Source organism: Neobacillus camarae (genome assembly GCF_054950115.1).
The window spans coordinates 550,643-565,053 of the sequence record NZ_JBUCKX010000003.1 but is presented as its reverse complement, the minus strand read 5'-3'; the positions used below and the strand labels follow the sequence as shown (position 1 = coordinate 565,053).

Sequence of the window (14,411 nt, the reverse complement as noted above, 5' to 3'; positions counted from 1 at the left end):
GCAGAGGAATTACTGCTTCAAACGGAGGTGGCACCACGGTTAAAAATCGTCCTCTATATGCCTGGGAATATCCAGACATATAGAGGACGATTTTTTTTATTCTTCAAAAGGGGTGGCTGTATGAAGACACAGACAAGTTATTTTTTAAAAGAGATAAGCGGCGATGTTTTAACGCCGATTTCCATTTTGCAGAAAATCAGCGGCAAGAAGAAGTTCTTATTGGAAAGTTCCCACAAATACAATGACTCGGGCCGTTATTCATTTATTGGCGCAGACCCTGCTTTTGAATTAATTGCCCATGGAGACAAAAATGAGCTTATTTTTCGAAATGGGGAAAGACAAAATTTGAATGGCGACCCGCTGGATATTGTCAACCGCTTAATACCTGCTGTAAAGACCGATGAAATTCCTTTTCCGTTTACCGGCGGAGCGATTGGATATGTAGGCTACGACATTATTCGGCAATATGAACGGATTGGCGAGGAATTCCCCAATGATTTATCAATGCCTGATGTGCATCTGATGTTTTATGAAGAGGTGATCGTATTTGACCATTTAGAGGAAAAAGTGTTCCTGTTGGGCATCCCGCTTTTACAGGATCACGGCGAGACCTTGATTGAAGAAAGGTTAAACCGGCTTTTGGCTGAATTGAAGGAGCCATTCGAGGACCAAGAGGACTTGGAATATAAGTTCTCTGGTTTTGAACCTGACATAGCCAAGGATGCGTATATCAGGAATGTCAAGATTGCCAAGGAGCATATTTTGGCGGGAGATATTTTTCAGGTGGTATTATCGCAGAGAATGAAGGCCAGTTTTATTGGTTCCCCTTTGGCTTTGTACCGAAAGCACCGCTCTAATAATCCGACACCCTATATGTTTTATATCGATTTTGGTGCTTATCATGTAATCGGTTCTTCTCCTGAAAGCTTGATCAAAACAAGGGGAAACACCGTTATTGCCAACCCGATTGCGGGTACAAAACGAAGAGGACTGACGAGTGAAGAGGATGAGGCGATTGAGCTGGAACTACTCCAAGACGAAAAAGAACTGGCTGAGCATAAGATGCTCGTGGACCTTGGCAGAAATGATATTGGAAAAGTCAGTGAGTTTGGTTCCGTACAGGTTGAAAAATATATGGCCATCGAGAAATACCGTTATGTGATGCACATTGTTTCGGAAGTAAGCGGCAGGCTTAAATCCGGTAAAACGTCCCTTGATGCCCTTGCAGCGTGTTTACCTGCAGGAACTGTCTCCGGTGCTCCTAAAGTAAGGGCAATGGAGATTATCAATTCTCTTGAAAAGTCCAAACGCGGCCTTTATTCAGGGGCGATTGGGTACCTCTCTGCCAACGGGAACATGGACTTTGCATTGGCGATCCGGACCATGATTTTAAAAGATGACACAGCCTATATTCAGGCAGGCGCAGGAATCGTTTATGACTCTGTCCCTGAATCTGAGTACGAGGAAACACTGAATAAACTGAGAACGTTTTTGGAGGTGCCTAAGTGATTCTACTGATAGATAATTTTGATTCCTTTACATTCAATCTCTACCAGTATTTGGGAGAGTTGGGAGAGACAGCTGCCGTTTATCGTAACAATCAGCTTACAGTCGAAGAAATAAAAAAATTAAATCCGTCAGCCATTATTTTATCCCCTGGCCCTGGAAGGCCGGAGGATGCCGGAATTTGCATGGAGCTAATTCAAACCTTCTATAAGGAAGTCCCAATTTTGGGGATATGCTTGGGCCATCAAGCAATCGGGGCCGCTTTTGGAGGGGTAATCAAGCGGGCTGCCCAAATCAAGCATGGAAAAACTTCCTTGATTGAACATCGGGAAAAAGGAATTTTTCGTAACTTAACGTCGCCCCTTGAGGTGATGCGCTATCATTCTTTGATTATCGAAAATAGTACCCTTCCGAAAGATTTGGAGACAATCTCCTGTTCACTGGACGATCAAGAAATTATGGCTGTAAAACATGCCCAATATCCTGTGTTCGGGCTGCAGTTCCACCCGGAGTCCATTGGGACGCCAGCCGGTAAGCAAATCATTAAAAACTTTCTATATGAAATCGAAGGAGAGAGGAAATATGAAAAATTACTTACTCCAATTAGCTGAACAAAAATCGTTTTCTGAAAATGAGATGAAAGCAGCGATGGATTTTATTTTAGGTGAGGAAGTATCAGAATCGGAAATTGCCGCCTTTTTAATGGGACTTAAATCGAAAGGCGAAACAGTGGATGAAATCGTCGGGATTGTAAAGGCGATGATGGGAAATACCCTAACCTTTTCAAAAAAGTTTCCACAAGCCATTGACAATTGCGGTACCGGTGGGGATGGATCCTCAAGTTTTAATGTAAGCACAACTTCAGCCTTTGTCATCGCTGGTGCGGGTATACCGGTAGCAAAACACGGCAATAGAAGCATATCAAGTAAAACAGGGAGTGCCGATGTGCTAGAGAATTTGGGCGTTAATTTGAATTTACCGGCAGAAAGCATCGAGGAAATTCTTGAGGATATTGGAATTGCTTTTCTGTTTGCCCCGAATGTACATCCAAAGTTAAAAAAGATATCAATGGTCAGACGACAATTAAAAATACCGACAGTCTTTAATTTTATTGGTCCGTTAACCAACCCCATCCAGTTGGATTACCAATTACTCGGTGTCTACCGAAGGGATTTATTGAACGTGTTTGCCGAGGTATTAAAACAGCTGGGGCGAAAGCGGGCTATTGTTTTAAATGGGGCTGGCTATATGGATGAGGCTTCCCTGCAAGGAGAAACCCATATAACCATTTTAGAAGATGGCGTAATTTCAAACAGCACCTTCCATCCTGAGGAAGTCGGGTTGCCTGTGTATGATAACAATTTTATTAAAGGCGGGGATGCCAAGGAAAATGCCGGAATTCTGTTAAGTGTTTTAAAAGGGGAGCAAGGTGCTTACCGGGATACGGTATTGCTGAATGCCGGGCTCGGCATTTATACAGCCGGCAAAGCCCTGTCGATCCCGGAGGGGATCCAAGCGGCTGCAGAGGTGATCGACACGGGTGCAGCTTATGAAAAGCTGGAGGAACTCATTAAAAAATCCCAAGCGTTACAAAGAGAGGCTATATAGATGGATACAATATTGGATCTAATCATTGAACAAAAAAAACAAGAGGTCAACCTGCTTCGCGGGAAAGTCCTAGAGGAAACAAGAAGACACCGTGTCAAGCGCTCGTTTATTGAGACATTGCAAAAAGCAGAAGAGATGTCCATTATTGCTGAATTTAAACGGGCTTCACCATCAAAAGGGATTATTAACAATACCATCGATCCGGCAGAGCAGGCGGCAAGGTATCAAGCTTCCGGTGCCGCAGCGATTTCCGTCTTAACCGATGCCGCCTTTTTTAAAGGGTCATTCGCCGATTTGGCTGTTGTACGGGAATCGGTTAACTTGCCGATTCTTTGCAAAGATTTTATTATCGACCCACTACAAATTGATGAGGCTGCCGCGCATGGTGCTGACATTATTTTGTTAATTGTCGCAGCCCTCCAAGAATCGCCATTAAATGAACTATACCAATATGCGAAGAAATTAGATTTAGAGGTGCTGATGGAGGTTCACAATCAGCAGGAGTTGGATATTGCCCTGAAAACAGGAGCAAAAATAATCGGTGTGAATAACCGCGATTTAAAAACCTTTAACGTTTCGCTTGAGGTGACGGAAAAACTGGCAGCCCAAGTAAAACAATCTGGAGCCTATTTAATTAGCGAAAGCGGCATCCACAAGCAGGCAGACGTGAAAAGAGTCCTTAAGGCAGGGGCAAATGGTATTTTGGTTGGCGAAGCATTCATGAAGAGTGACGATGTAAAGCAAGACTTTAGGGATTTTCGCCTGCCTTTAAAGGAAGGGGCAAACCGATGAAAGTCAAAATTTGCGGGATCACGGATGTAGGAACTGGGGTAAAAGCAGCTGAATACGGAGCGGATGCAATCGGTTTTGTATTTGCGGAGAGTAAGCGGAAAGTAACGGTGGAAAGAGCAAGGGAAATTGCCGTCAAGCTGCCTCAGGATGTATGGAAAGTCGGTGTATTTGTAAATCAAACAAGAGATGAAATTCAAAGAATTGCCTCATTTGTTGGTCTTACCCACATTCAACTGCACGGAGAAGAGCCAGCTGATTTTTGTGAATCATTTGCCTTACCCGTAATTAAAGCTATTAGTTTTCAAAGCAATGAAAAACTGGAGGAAATGAATTCCTATCCAAGTACTTTTTTATTGTTGGACGGCCCTAAAGGAAAATACAGGGGTGGCAATGGGACATCATTTGACTGGAATCAAGTAGATACAAATGTTATCTACGGAAAAAAGCTCATTCTGGCCGGAGGACTCCATGCCGAAAATGTTGAAGCAGCCATCAGAATCATTAATCCCTATATGGTAGATGTTAGTTCCGGGGTTGAAACCGAAGGAAGGAAAGACTTGAAAAAAATCAGAGCATTTATTGAACGGGCCAAAAAAATGAAACAGGAGGCAGCAAAATGAGCACATACACATTACCAGACGAAACAGGGCACTATGGGATTTTTGGCGGAAGGTTTGTTCCGGAAACTTTGATGAAAGCCGTAATGGAGTTGGAAGAAGCCTATAATGAGGCAAAAGAGGATCCGGAATTCCAATCTCAATACCGACATTTGTTAAAGGAATATGTTGGAAGGGAAACCCCCTTGTATTTTGCAGGAAATTTAACGAAATATGCTGGCGGTGCCAATATATATCTGAAGCGAGAAGATTTAAATCATACAGGAGCTCATAAAATTAACAATGCGATTGGCCAGGCGCTGCTGGCTGTCCGGATGGGAAAACGAAAAATCGTCGCTGAAACAGGGGCGGGACAACATGGTGTGGCAACTGCCACTGTATGTGCTTTACTCAACCTGGAATGCGTTATTTTTATGGGAGAAGAAGACATTAAACGCCAAGCGCTGAATGTGTTTCGCATGGAACTCTTGGGGGCAAAAGTGGTAAGTGTCACTTCCGGAAGTTCAACATTAAAGGATGCGGTAAATGAGGCACTCCGATACTGGGTGGCCAACGTGGACGATACACACTATTTATTAGGTTCGGTCATGGGTCCGCATCCTTTCCCAATGATCGTCCGGGACTTTCAAAGTGTGATTGGCAAGGAAACAAGGGAGCAATTTATAAACCGGAACGGAAAGCTTCCTGAAGCTGTGGTAGCCTGCATCGGCGGAGGCAGTAATGCAATGGGAATGTTTTATCCATTCATCAAAGACGCCCAGGTCAGACTATATGGAGTGGAAGCTGCCGGACAAGGGATTCAAACCCCATTTCATGCCGCTTCTTTAACAAAAGGAAAACCAGGGATACTGCACGGAGCGTTAATGTATTTGCTGCAGGATGATGATGGCCAAATCCAAGAAGCCCATTCAATTTCCGCAGGATTGGATTATCCTGGTGTTGGTCCCGAGCACAGTTATTTGAAGGACAGCGGCCGTTCCCAATATCATTCCATTACGGACCAGGAAGCACTGGATGCGTTCCAGCTGTTATCGAAGCTGGAGGGAATTATACCAGCATTGGAAAGTGCCCATGCTGTTGCTTTTGCCGTTAAGCTGGCGGCGGAAATGGAACCAGGGCAAAATATCGTAGTTTGTTTGTCTGGCAGGGGAGATAAGGATGTGGATTCAGTAAAATCCAAATTGCATGGAGGAGAATCAAATGAATAGAATCGAACACGCTTTTAAACAGTTAGCAGCAACGAACGGAAAGGCGTTTATTCCCTATATCATGGCTGGGGACGGCGGGTTATCCTGTTTAACCGAACGGCTTTTATTATTGGAGGAGTTTGGTGCAACTGCCATTGAGGTGGGGGTGCCGTTTTCGGACCCTGTAGCAGATGGACCGACCATCCAGCAAGCTGGAATCAGGGCACTAAAAAACGGAACCAACCTTAAAGGAATCCTAAACGAGTTAATGAAGGCACGGGAACAGATTCAAATCCCAATCATTTTAATGACGTATTTGAACCCGATTTACTCCTATGGCATTAACCGTTTTGTCCAAGAGGCCCAAACAGCTGGAATAGATGGATGCATTATTCCGGATTTGCCGATGGAAGAAGAAGAAATAATTGCCTCCCCGCTCGCGCAATCGGGGATAGAGCTTGTCCGGCTCGTTACGCCTACCACACCTATGGAAAGAGTGGAGAAAATCGCCAGTAAAGGTAATGGTTTTTTATATACGGTAACCGTAAAAGGGATAACCGGATCGAGAGGGGAATTTGACCAAGGGTTGAACGCTTTCTTAACCTCAGTTAAGCAGGTCAGCCCGATCCCTGTTATAGCCGGTTTTGGTATTTCCAATGAGGAGCAAATTGCTGAACTTACACAATATTGTGACGGTGTTGTAGTTGGCAGTAGGATTGTTCAATTATTTGCTAATAATGAGCTGTCTGATTTGAAAGCTTTTATGTCTGTTTTTAGAAAATCATCAGCGGAAGTTTAAACGTGTTGGGTCTACCCTGGAAAGGGTAGACTTTACTTTTCAATTTTCCCCCGTAAAAACGTGCCATTTGTTACAGCCATGAAGGGCAATGTTCACTATAATATAGTCTGAAACAAGAGAACGTTAATGTTAGGAGGGGAGAATAATGAAGGAATTATTTGACATGAACGGCCGGGAATTTTCCGTCCAACAAGCTAAACTTCCGCAACGGTTAACTGTTACCGTTGAACGTTTTGACGGGCTAGCACAACAAGTCCGGATTAATTTTATAAAAAAACGGTTTGTTTATGTTGAATGGAATGCCCCCCCGAACCATTCAGAGCCCATGATGAATCTCCCATTTGTTCAGCTAGGCTGTATCGAAGAATTTAAGACAGAATTAAATTCTTTTAATATTTGGGATTGGGAGCCGATTTATCAAAAAGAAAATGGTGTTATTTTGGAGGGGAGATATTGGATTGTAGAACTGCAAACAAAGGAAAAAATATATAAATGGGATGGAGTGGAATGTTTTCCTAATAATTGGGCGCGATTTTGCAGGTCGATAGAAAAATTGGTGGGCCTGCCATTTGGACGATAGCGTTGTGAATTCATGGCAGATAGCTTCAACTTGTTGAAACGTTGGATTAACTCCTTTATAATAAGTATATACTAATTGTACATTTATTGACCAAACAGGTTTTATTTTAAAAACTTCCCTTATGAGGAAGTTTTGTTTGTTTTAATCAATTTTGGTCTCATTGGACAACATTTAGGAGAGAAATTAATTATGAAAGAATTAGAAGTTGAAAAACTCTTTGAAATAGAAAATCCGATTATCATTGATATACGATCACCTATTGAGTATAAAGATGGTGCAATACCGGGTGCGGTCAATGTACCATTGTTCACCGACGCGGAACGGCAGGAAATTGGGACTATCTATAAACAAAGAGGACAAAATGAAGCAAAATGGAGGGCGATGGAAATTGTCTCTCCCAAAATACCACAAATGCTTGAGACCATAAAATTCTATCAGGAAAAGGGGGACCTTGTCGTCCATTGCTGGCGCGGAGGGATGCGCAGCAAAGCAGTGGTCACCTTTTTGGAATTTGCCGGAATTTACGCTTGGAAATTAATCGGCGGGTACAAAGCTTATCGCCATTATATCCTAGAGAAAATGGAAGGCCAACTTCCCAATAAGGCTGTCGTCCTGCATGGCATGACAGGTGTAGGTAAAACAGAAATATTGAAATTACTGAAGCGAAAAGGTTATCCAATTATCGACCTGGAAGAAATGGCCGGACACCGGGGCTCGATTTTCGGTACCATCGGTTTAGGGGAAGGCCATAATCAAAAGGCCTTTGATTCTCTCCTTTACAAAGGACTTCAAGAGATTGCAGGGGCTGACTATTTCTTGGTTGAGGCCGAGAGCAAGAGAATCGGTAAAGCAGTTCAACCAGAAAAATTAATGGATATTAAGTTTAAGGGAGTGAACATTTATATTCACACCCCAATGGAACAAAGGGTGAAATTGCTTGTAGAGGAATATGTACTTCCCTACCAGAACGAAGCTTGGTACCATGAAAAAATTTCTGTTAGCATGGAGCGGGTATTAAAAAGAGTCAAAGACTTGGAAATAAGGAATAGGATGGAAGAATCAGTTAGCAGCCACAATTATCAGGAACTAATCCCACTCTTGCTCGAGCACTATTATGACCCAAGGTATGATTATGCAAGACAAGATTATGAAGGGGAGTTCTTCGATGTGTTTGCCGAAAATCCGGAGGATGCTGCAGAAAAAATTGTAATAAAATTAACAGAATTAGGCTATAAACCTATGGCGGAGGAAATTCAGTCCTAGGGAGAGCATTGATTAAGTAAAAAACTCGCCAATTGGCGAGTTTTCTTTACGTTAGCTCAATTATCTGCCATTTTTAAATGGTTTTAATCCACGCCGTTCAATTTCTTGCTTTAGTATTTTGATCCATTCTTTTTCTTTTCCAGATTTTAATGCATCCCGATACGAAACAACCAACTGTTCGTTACTCATAATTTTCAACTTGAGAATGCCCCCTTGGAAAGTGGAATGAATATTCAGTTTTTAATATTGTAATGGTTTTACCTTGATTTGAGAACCTTTTTTGCCAGATTTTCATTAATTAGTCAAAATGGTACTTCTGTCCTTGGTTTGGACAAATGAATGTGTGAAACGGTTGCTCCTCTGGCTTTGATTGTTTATACTAGAAAATGGACTATAAAAGAAGGAACGGTGGTCATAATGATTCATTTGTCATGGCGGGATCGTGAGACAATAAAAAAAGTAAAGTGCGTTCATGTCAATGCAAAAAAGTATATTGTAAATAATGTTTTAACAGTGGGACAAGTTTATGATGTGAAAAATGAAACTGAAGAATTTTACTACATTATTGATAATTCCGGTAAAGTAGGCGGATTTTATAAGGAGTATTTCCAAGAAGCCTAAAAGGGGCTTATTTAATGGCTTTGTAAAACGATAATGTAGATTTCTTAACTCTGTTGATTGGACCGGATAAAAGCTCGACTTCTGAGGGTGTACGGGGTCTCTCCGACACGCATGCAAAAAGTGAGCGCCTGGAGCGGAAATCAACAGCCAAATTTAAACATAAAAACAGCATCGGATTCAGCTCCGATGCTGTTTTTGGTTATTTTTGCTTAGCTGCAATTTCAGTTGCTTTATTTGTCTTGTAAAGTCTTTGACTAATCATGGTTTGAAGGGTTAAAAATGTTCCACCTACAACCCAATATAGCGGCAGTGCGGCAGGTGCGCTGAAAGAAAACATCATAATCATCAGCGGCGACATCAGTCCCATGATTTTCATTTGCTGCCGTTGCGCCTCAGGCATGGTCGACTGCTGGACCTTAAATTGCAGAAAATAAATCACTCCAGCCAGGATGGTGATGGCAATATCTGGCTGTCCAAGACTAAACCATAAAAACTGGTGCTGGGCAATTTCCTTTGAACCCCTGATGGCATAATAAAACCCAGTTAGAATCGGCATTTGGATAAGAAGGGGCAAGCAGCCCATATTCAGCGGATTCACACCATGTTTCTGGTAAAGTGCCATCATTTCGGCTTGGATGGCCTTCTGTTTCTGTGGGTCCTTTTCTGCTTTTAATCTTTTTTGGATTTCATCCATTTCCGGCTTCAATTTATCCATTTTTTCTTTCATATTCATGGAATTCTTATATTGCCGCAGCATTAATGGCATTAATGCGAGACGAACAATAAGGGTAACGATAATAATGGCTAGTCCATAGTTTCCATTAAAGAAATCAGCAATAAAGCCAATAATGTACGTAAATGGCTCTACAAAATACGTATGGAAAAATCCATTATTATTGGTAGTTTGCGCTGCTTGAGTTGTTTGTCCGGAGCACGCTGATAATACCAGGACCATAAAAGAAAGTAAAGAAATCAGTATTAATGAAGAATGTTTCTTTTTCATATTTCCTCCTAAATGTAATGTTAATCTTAGGTAACCAACAGGGAGGAAAAGGGATCCTCGGAATCATCCTTTGAGCATTCTTTTCTGCGGATATATTTTACAATGCGAATGCGAATATAGCTTCCGGTCAGATGATTTTTTTTCTGATAGAAAAACGAAGGATGAATAATCTTAGTTTTTTCAGGATTTGTATCTCCCAGATATGAGTATTTTACTCCCAATGACCAAACGAATTTTAAGATCATGCCAAAGTAAATACTAATAGATAGGGCGTAGAGGGTTGTCATATCCAGATGATCAATCATTAACTGAAACAAAATTTTCACCTCACTAACCAGAACCAATAGTATGAGTATATAAGAGATTGGCCAAATAATCAATGAAACTCTTTGAATTGCCGGATTTAGGATCATTCTTTCAGATGTCTTGCCAGCGGTCTCAGCGTAAAAAAACACTAGTTCCTAGATGGAATTAGTGTTTTTAGATTTATTCCAATGGGCAGACAACATTTGATAAGCATATTCCACTTGTGATTGGCTTGGAGGCTCCACGTCTTTTAAGGGGTAGTCATAACCAAGCGCCTCCCACTTATAGACACCAAGCTGGTGATAAGGGAGTATTTCGATTTTCTCTACGTTTTCTAATGTGCCAATGAATTCACCCAGTTTCTGCAAATCCTCTTGGTCGTCCGTTACGGTTGGGACCAATACATGCCGGACCCACATCGGCAGTTTTCGATCGGATAAAAGTCTGGCGAATTCCAATATATGATCGTTGCCCATCCCGGTTAAAGCGATATGCTTTTTGCGGTTAATATGTTTTAAATCCAATAAGATTAAGTCCGTATATTGTAAAACTTCATTTAATTGCTCTTGAAACAGGGGGGCATGTGAATAACAGCCGCCTGAAGAATCGATGGTGGTATGAATTCCAAGTTTTTTGCATTCCTTAAATAACTCCAAAAGGAACGGCAATTGCAATAGAGGCTCGCCGCCGGTAACCGTGACACCTCCACCTGATGCTTCAATAAAAGGAAGGTAGGAAGTTATATCCTGAATTATTTCTTCCACTGACATTTGTTTTCCTGTACCAATTTCCCATGTATCAGCGTTATGGCAAAACTGGCAGCGAAGCAAACATCCTTGTGTAAAGATTACATAGCGAATGCCTGGTCCATCAACCGTACCAAATGACTCAATGGAATGAATATTTCCGTTCATAAAACTGATCCCCCTTCAAATTATCAAGCGCCCCCAAATAGTGAGGCTTTTAAGCTGTTTGTATTTTGATATTGTAATTCATTCTCAATTAACGAGAAAAATAGGGGGGAAGGGATGATTTCCTTCCCCATGCCTATTAATTAACTAATGGTTACAGGTTCCTTTGCTGCACTCAAGCTTTCATGGAACGTACGATTAATAACATCGATTTGTTGTTCGCGAGTAAGTTTAATAAAGTTCACAGCATATCCAGAAACACGGATGGTTAATTGTGGATACAATTCTGGGTGATCCATAGCGTCTAACAATGTGTCACGGTTTAATACGTTAACATTGAGGTGGTGTCCACGTTTTGTCATATAGCCATCAAGCATAGCTACCACGTTTTTCACTTGAGTGTCATCTTCACGGCCAAGTGCTTTTGGTGTGATAGTAAATGTGTTAGAGATACCGTCTAATGAAGATTCATAAGGCAATTTTGCTACAGAAGTTAAGGAAGCAAGGGCACCTTTAGAATCACGGCCATGCATTGGGTTCGCACCTGGTGCGAATGGTACGCCTGCTTCACGTCCGTCAGGAGTTGCACCTGTTTTCTTGCCGTATACTACGTTGGAAGTAATGGTCAATACTGACTGTGTTGCTACTGCACCACGGTAAGTTTTGTGCTTTCTGATTTTGTTCATGATTTCTTTTACAAGACCAACAGCGATTTCGTCGACACGTTCATCGTTGTTTCCGTATTTAGGATAATCGCCTTCAATTTTGTAGTCAACAACCAAGCCGTTTTCATCGCGTACTGTTTTTACTTTTGCATATTTAATGGCACTAAGTGAGTCAGCTGCAACAGAAAGTCCAGCGATACCGCAAGCCATGGTACGAAGGATTTCGCGGTCATGTAATGCCATTTCGATTCTTTCGTAGCTGTATTTATCATGCATATAGTGAATGACATTTAGTGTGTTAACATATAACTCACATAACCAGTCAAGCATGGCATCATATTTTTTCATCACTTCATCAAAATTTAGATACTCGGAAGTAATTGGTTGGTAAGTAGGTCCAACTTGAATTTTATATCTTTCATCGACCCCACCGTTAACTGCGTATAATAATGCTTTGGCAATGTTCACACGAGCGCCGAAGAATTGCATTTGTTTACCAATTCTCATAGCGGATACACAGCAAGCAATGCCATAATCATCGCCGTAAATTTCTCTCATCATGTCGTCGTTTTCATATTGAATAGCGCTTGATTTGATGGACATTTTTGCAGCGTATTGCTTGAACCCTTCAGGTAATTTAGTAGACCAAAGGATTGTTAAGTTTGGTTCTGGAGCTGGTCCTAAGTTGTCTAAAGTGTGTAAGAAACGGAAAGAGTTCTTAGTCACTAATGGACGTCCGTCAAGAGCCACGCCGCCGATGGATTCAGTTACCCAAGTTGGGTCGCCGCTATATAATTCGTTATATTCAGGAGTTCTGGCAAACTTAACCAAACGAAGTTTCATAACAAAATGGTCGACCATTTCTTGTGCTTCTTCTTCAGTTAATGTACCATTCTGTAAATCTCTTTCAACATAGATATCCAGGAAAGTAGATGTACGGCCAAGGCTCATTGCCGCACCATTTTGCTCTTTAATGGCAGCTAAATAGCCGAAGTATAGCCATTGGATCGCTTCTTTTGCATTTTTGGCTGGTTGTGAGATATCATAACCATAGGAAGCTGCCATTTGCTTTAATTCTTTTAAGGCACGATATTGTTCGCTGTACTCTTCACGGTCGCGAATAACATCATCGGACATTGTGCGGCTGCCAATATAGTTATACTCACTTAGTTTTTCTTTCATTAAGAAATCTACACCATATAATGCAACACGGCGGTAGTCGCCAATGATGCGGCCGCGGCCATATGCATCAGGAAGTCCAGTAATAACACCTGCATGACGTGCAGCTCTCATCTCTGGTGTGTAGGCATCAAATACACCTTGGTTGTGTGTTTTGCGGTAATCTGTAAAGATGTGTTCAACTTCTGAATCTAATTCATATCCGTATGATTCCAATGCTGTTTTTGCCATACGAATTCCGCCAAATGGCATGAGTGAACGTTTGAATGGTGCGTCAGTTTGAACACCAACGATTTGTTCAAGTTCCTTATCTAAGTATCCAGGACCGTGTGAAGTAATGCTAGATACCACTTTCGTATCGGCATCCAATACGCCGCCAGCTTCACGTTCCTTATTGGAGAGTTCCATTACTTGTTCCCAAAGTTTTTTGGTTGCCTCTGTAGCTCCTTCTAAGAAGCTATCATCTCCTGTGTAAGGAGTAACGTTTTTAAGAATGAAGTCGCGTACATTCACTTCTGTTGTCCAAACACCAGTTTTAAATCCTTGCCATTGTTCCATCATTATTCACCTCTTGGTTTAATAAAAACAATTTTTTATAACAGGATTGTTTTTCTTCCACACCTAAAGTATAACAGTGTCATTTTGCGAAACAACATGCAAATGTTAATAAATTGTGAAACTAGCATTTTAAAAAGGTCTTTATGAATAATTTGTGACGTTTTTTTATTCTGTATCAAGAAGATATAGTATCTGTACTATAAAAAATAGAAAGCATAATCCATCTGTTATATAAAGAAAACCCTAACATATCAACATTTCCATAGTGTAAACAGTTGAAACAGCATAAAAAAACAGGGGAAAGACCCCTGTCATTAGTTCACTACAATATCGGCAATCATTGGACCATTGGTTTCCCTGTTGGAGTGGGTTTCGCAGATTAACCGATAGGTTCCTGGTTTATCAAACTGTAATGGGACCATGGTTTCTTTCCCTTTTTTTACGGTGCCCTTAATTGAGGTTCCTTCAATATAAAAGGGATGTTCATCACCGTTGATCCCGCTGATGTACAGTTCTACCTTTTCTCCTGTCTTTAAAGAAATATTGCCCGGATCCCATCGGTATGCCTCGATTTCCTTCCCGTCTTTCAATTTCGATTTGAATTCCACAGTCACCATATGGATTTCACGGATGTTTCCTTCTGTTGCTGCCTGATTAAATACGGCCGTATCACCAGCCTTTAGCATAAACCATGCAGAGATGGCTGCCAACAAGATTGCTGCTGTTAAAAAGAATAAGAGTGTCTCTTTTTTTAGTACTAAAAACTTCACTGAAAACCCCCCTCGGATAATTTGTCCTATCTTATATTTATGCGGG

At 41.4% G+C, this 14,411-nt stretch carries 16 protein-coding genes and 1 other annotated feature (1 of these 17 cut by a window edge); of the genes, 10 read left to right on the top strand and 6 right to left on the bottom strand.

Features of this window, described 5'->3' with window-relative positions:
* Window positions 1-57 (top strand) — a binding site (T-box leader); it begins 194 nt to the left of the window's first position.
* A 63-nt stretch (window positions 58-120) separates the two neighbouring features.
* From trpE to mnmH, 9 genes are all read left to right on the top strand, one after another.
* Window positions 121-1,509, top strand: a complete 1,389-nt coding sequence (gene trpE, locus ACY8D0_RS18000) for an anthranilate synthase component I (RefSeq protein ID WP_462411880.1) — start codon at window positions 121-123, stop codon at window positions 1,507-1,509.
* Complete coding sequence (locus ACY8D0_RS17995; RefSeq protein ID WP_462411879.1) at window positions 1,506-2,117, top strand: anthranilate synthase component II; 612 nt, start codon at window positions 1,506-1,508, stop codon at window positions 2,115-2,117. The genes trpE and ACY8D0_RS17995 overlap by 4 nt, the downstream gene beginning before the upstream one ends.
* The gene (gene trpD / locus ACY8D0_RS17990) at window positions 2,089-3,114 is read left to right on the top strand and encodes an anthranilate phosphoribosyltransferase (protein WP_462411878.1); all 1,026 of its coding nucleotides are present in this window, start codon (window positions 2,089-2,091) and stop codon (window positions 3,112-3,114) included. Before ACY8D0_RS17995 ends, trpD begins: the two co-directional genes overlap by 29 nt.
* Window positions 3,115-3,906 carry an indole-3-glycerol phosphate synthase TrpC gene (gene trpC / locus ACY8D0_RS17985; RefSeq protein ID WP_462411877.1) on the top strand — a complete coding sequence of 264 codons (792 nt, stop codon included), beginning with the start codon at window positions 3,115-3,117 and terminating at the stop codon, window positions 3,904-3,906.
* Window positions 3,903-4,526 (top strand): phosphoribosylanthranilate isomerase, encoded by a 624-nt coding sequence (locus ACY8D0_RS17980; protein ID WP_462411876.1) that lies wholly within the window; start codon window positions 3,903-3,905, stop codon window positions 4,524-4,526. Before trpC ends, ACY8D0_RS17980 begins: the two co-directional genes overlap by 4 nt.
* A complete protein-coding gene (trpB, locus tag ACY8D0_RS17975) occupies window positions 4,523-5,731 on the top strand; it encodes a tryptophan synthase subunit beta (RefSeq protein WP_462411875.1) in 1,209 nt (402 codons plus the stop codon). The genes ACY8D0_RS17980 and trpB overlap by 4 nt, the downstream gene beginning before the upstream one ends.
* A complete protein-coding gene (trpA, locus tag ACY8D0_RS17970; RefSeq protein ID WP_462411874.1) occupies window positions 5,724-6,509 on the top strand; it encodes a tryptophan synthase subunit alpha in 786 nt (261 codons plus the stop codon). The genes trpB and trpA overlap by 8 nt, the downstream gene beginning before the upstream one ends.
* Window positions 6,510-6,654: 145 nt before the next feature.
* Window positions 6,655-7,089: a hypothetical protein gene (locus ACY8D0_RS17965; protein WP_462411873.1), complete on the top strand. Its 435-nt coding sequence runs from the start codon at window positions 6,655-6,657 to the stop codon at window positions 7,087-7,089.
* Window positions 7,090-7,278: 189 nt separating this feature from the next.
* Window positions 7,279-8,352, top strand: a complete 1,074-nt coding sequence (gene mnmH, locus ACY8D0_RS17960; protein WP_462411872.1) for a tRNA 2-selenouridine(34) synthase MnmH — start codon at window positions 7,279-7,281, stop codon at window positions 8,350-8,352.
* A gap of 60 nt (window positions 8,353-8,412) precedes the next feature.
* Here the strand turns inward: mnmH and sda are convergent, their stop codons facing one another.
* Complete coding sequence (gene sda / locus ACY8D0_RS17955) at window positions 8,413-8,541, bottom strand: sporulation histidine kinase inhibitor Sda (RefSeq protein WP_462412496.1); 129 nt, start codon at window positions 8,539-8,541, stop codon at window positions 8,413-8,415.
* A gap of 228 nt (window positions 8,542-8,769) precedes the next feature.
* Between sda and ACY8D0_RS17950 the strand changes: the two genes are divergently transcribed.
* Window positions 8,770-8,973: a DUF6501 family protein gene (locus ACY8D0_RS17950; RefSeq protein WP_462412495.1), complete on the top strand. Its 204-nt coding sequence runs from the start codon at window positions 8,770-8,772 to the stop codon at window positions 8,971-8,973.
* Window positions 8,974-9,172: 199 nt separating this feature from the next.
* On the opposite strand, the gene yidC is transcribed toward ACY8D0_RS17950, so the two are convergent.
* The 5 genes from yidC to ACY8D0_RS17925 all read right to left on the bottom strand — a co-directional run bounded on the left by yidC (window position 9,173) and on the right by ACY8D0_RS17925 (window position 14,365).
* Entirely contained in the window at window positions 9,173-9,976 is an 804-nt protein-coding gene (yidC, locus tag ACY8D0_RS17945; protein WP_462411871.1) for a membrane protein insertase YidC, read from the bottom strand.
* Window positions 9,977-10,002: 26 nt separating this feature from the next.
* Window positions 10,003-10,293 carry a hypothetical protein gene (locus ACY8D0_RS17940; RefSeq protein ID WP_462411870.1) on the bottom strand — a complete coding sequence of 97 codons (291 nt, stop codon included), beginning with the start codon at window positions 10,291-10,293 and terminating at the stop codon, window positions 10,003-10,005.
* Window positions 10,294-10,437: 144 nt separating this feature from the next.
* Entirely contained in the window at window positions 10,438-11,196 is a 759-nt protein-coding gene (gene pflA / locus ACY8D0_RS17935; protein ID WP_462411869.1) for a pyruvate formate-lyase-activating protein, read from the bottom strand.
* Between the two features lie 140 nt (window positions 11,197-11,336).
* Entirely contained in the window at window positions 11,337-13,595 is a 2,259-nt protein-coding gene (pflB, locus tag ACY8D0_RS17930; protein ID WP_462412494.1) for a formate C-acetyltransferase, read from the bottom strand.
* 314 nt (window positions 13,596-13,909) lie between these two features.
* Window positions 13,910-14,365, bottom strand: coding sequence for a cupredoxin domain-containing protein (locus tag ACY8D0_RS17925; RefSeq protein ID WP_462411868.1), 456 nt, complete (start codon window positions 14,363-14,365; stop codon window positions 13,910-13,912).
* Window positions 14,366-14,411: the final 46 nt, after the last annotated feature.

Coding starts and splice junctions, on each gene's coding strand:
- trpE (WP_462411880.1), top strand. CDS start 121: ATGAAGACACAGACAAGTTATTTTTTAAAAGAGATAAGCGGCGATGTT.
- trpD (WP_462411878.1), top strand. CDS start 2,089: ATGAAAAATTACTTACTCCAATTAGCTGAACAAAAATCGTTTTCTGAA.
- trpC (WP_462411877.1), top strand. CDS start 3,115: ATGGATACAATATTGGATCTAATCATTGAACAAAAAAAACAAGAGGTC.
- ACY8D0_RS17980 (WP_462411876.1), top strand. CDS start 3,903: ATGAAAGTCAAAATTTGCGGGATCACGGATGTAGGAACTGGGGTAAAA.
- trpB (WP_462411875.1), top strand. CDS start 4,523: ATGAGCACATACACATTACCAGACGAAACAGGGCACTATGGGATTTTT.
- trpA (WP_462411874.1), top strand. CDS start 5,724: ATGAATAGAATCGAACACGCTTTTAAACAGTTAGCAGCAACGAACGGA.
- ACY8D0_RS17965 (WP_462411873.1), top strand. CDS start 6,655: ATGAAGGAATTATTTGACATGAACGGCCGGGAATTTTCCGTCCAACAA.
- mnmH (WP_462411872.1), top strand. CDS start 7,279: ATGAAAGAATTAGAAGTTGAAAAACTCTTTGAAATAGAAAATCCGATT.
- sda (WP_462412496.1), bottom strand. CDS start 8,541: ATGAGTAACGAACAGTTGGTTGTTTCGTATCGGGATGCATTAAAATCT.
- ACY8D0_RS17950 (WP_462412495.1), top strand. CDS start 8,770: ATGATTCATTTGTCATGGCGGGATCGTGAGACAATAAAAAAAGTAAAG.
- yidC (WP_462411871.1), bottom strand. CDS start 9,976: ATGAAAAAGAAACATTCTTCATTAATACTGATTTCTTTACTTTCTTTT.
- pflA (WP_462411869.1), bottom strand. CDS start 11,196: ATGAACGGAAATATTCATTCCATTGAGTCATTTGGTACGGTTGATGGA.
- pflB (WP_462412494.1), bottom strand. CDS start 13,595: ATGGAACAATGGCAAGGATTTAAAACTGGTGTTTGGACAACAGAAGTG.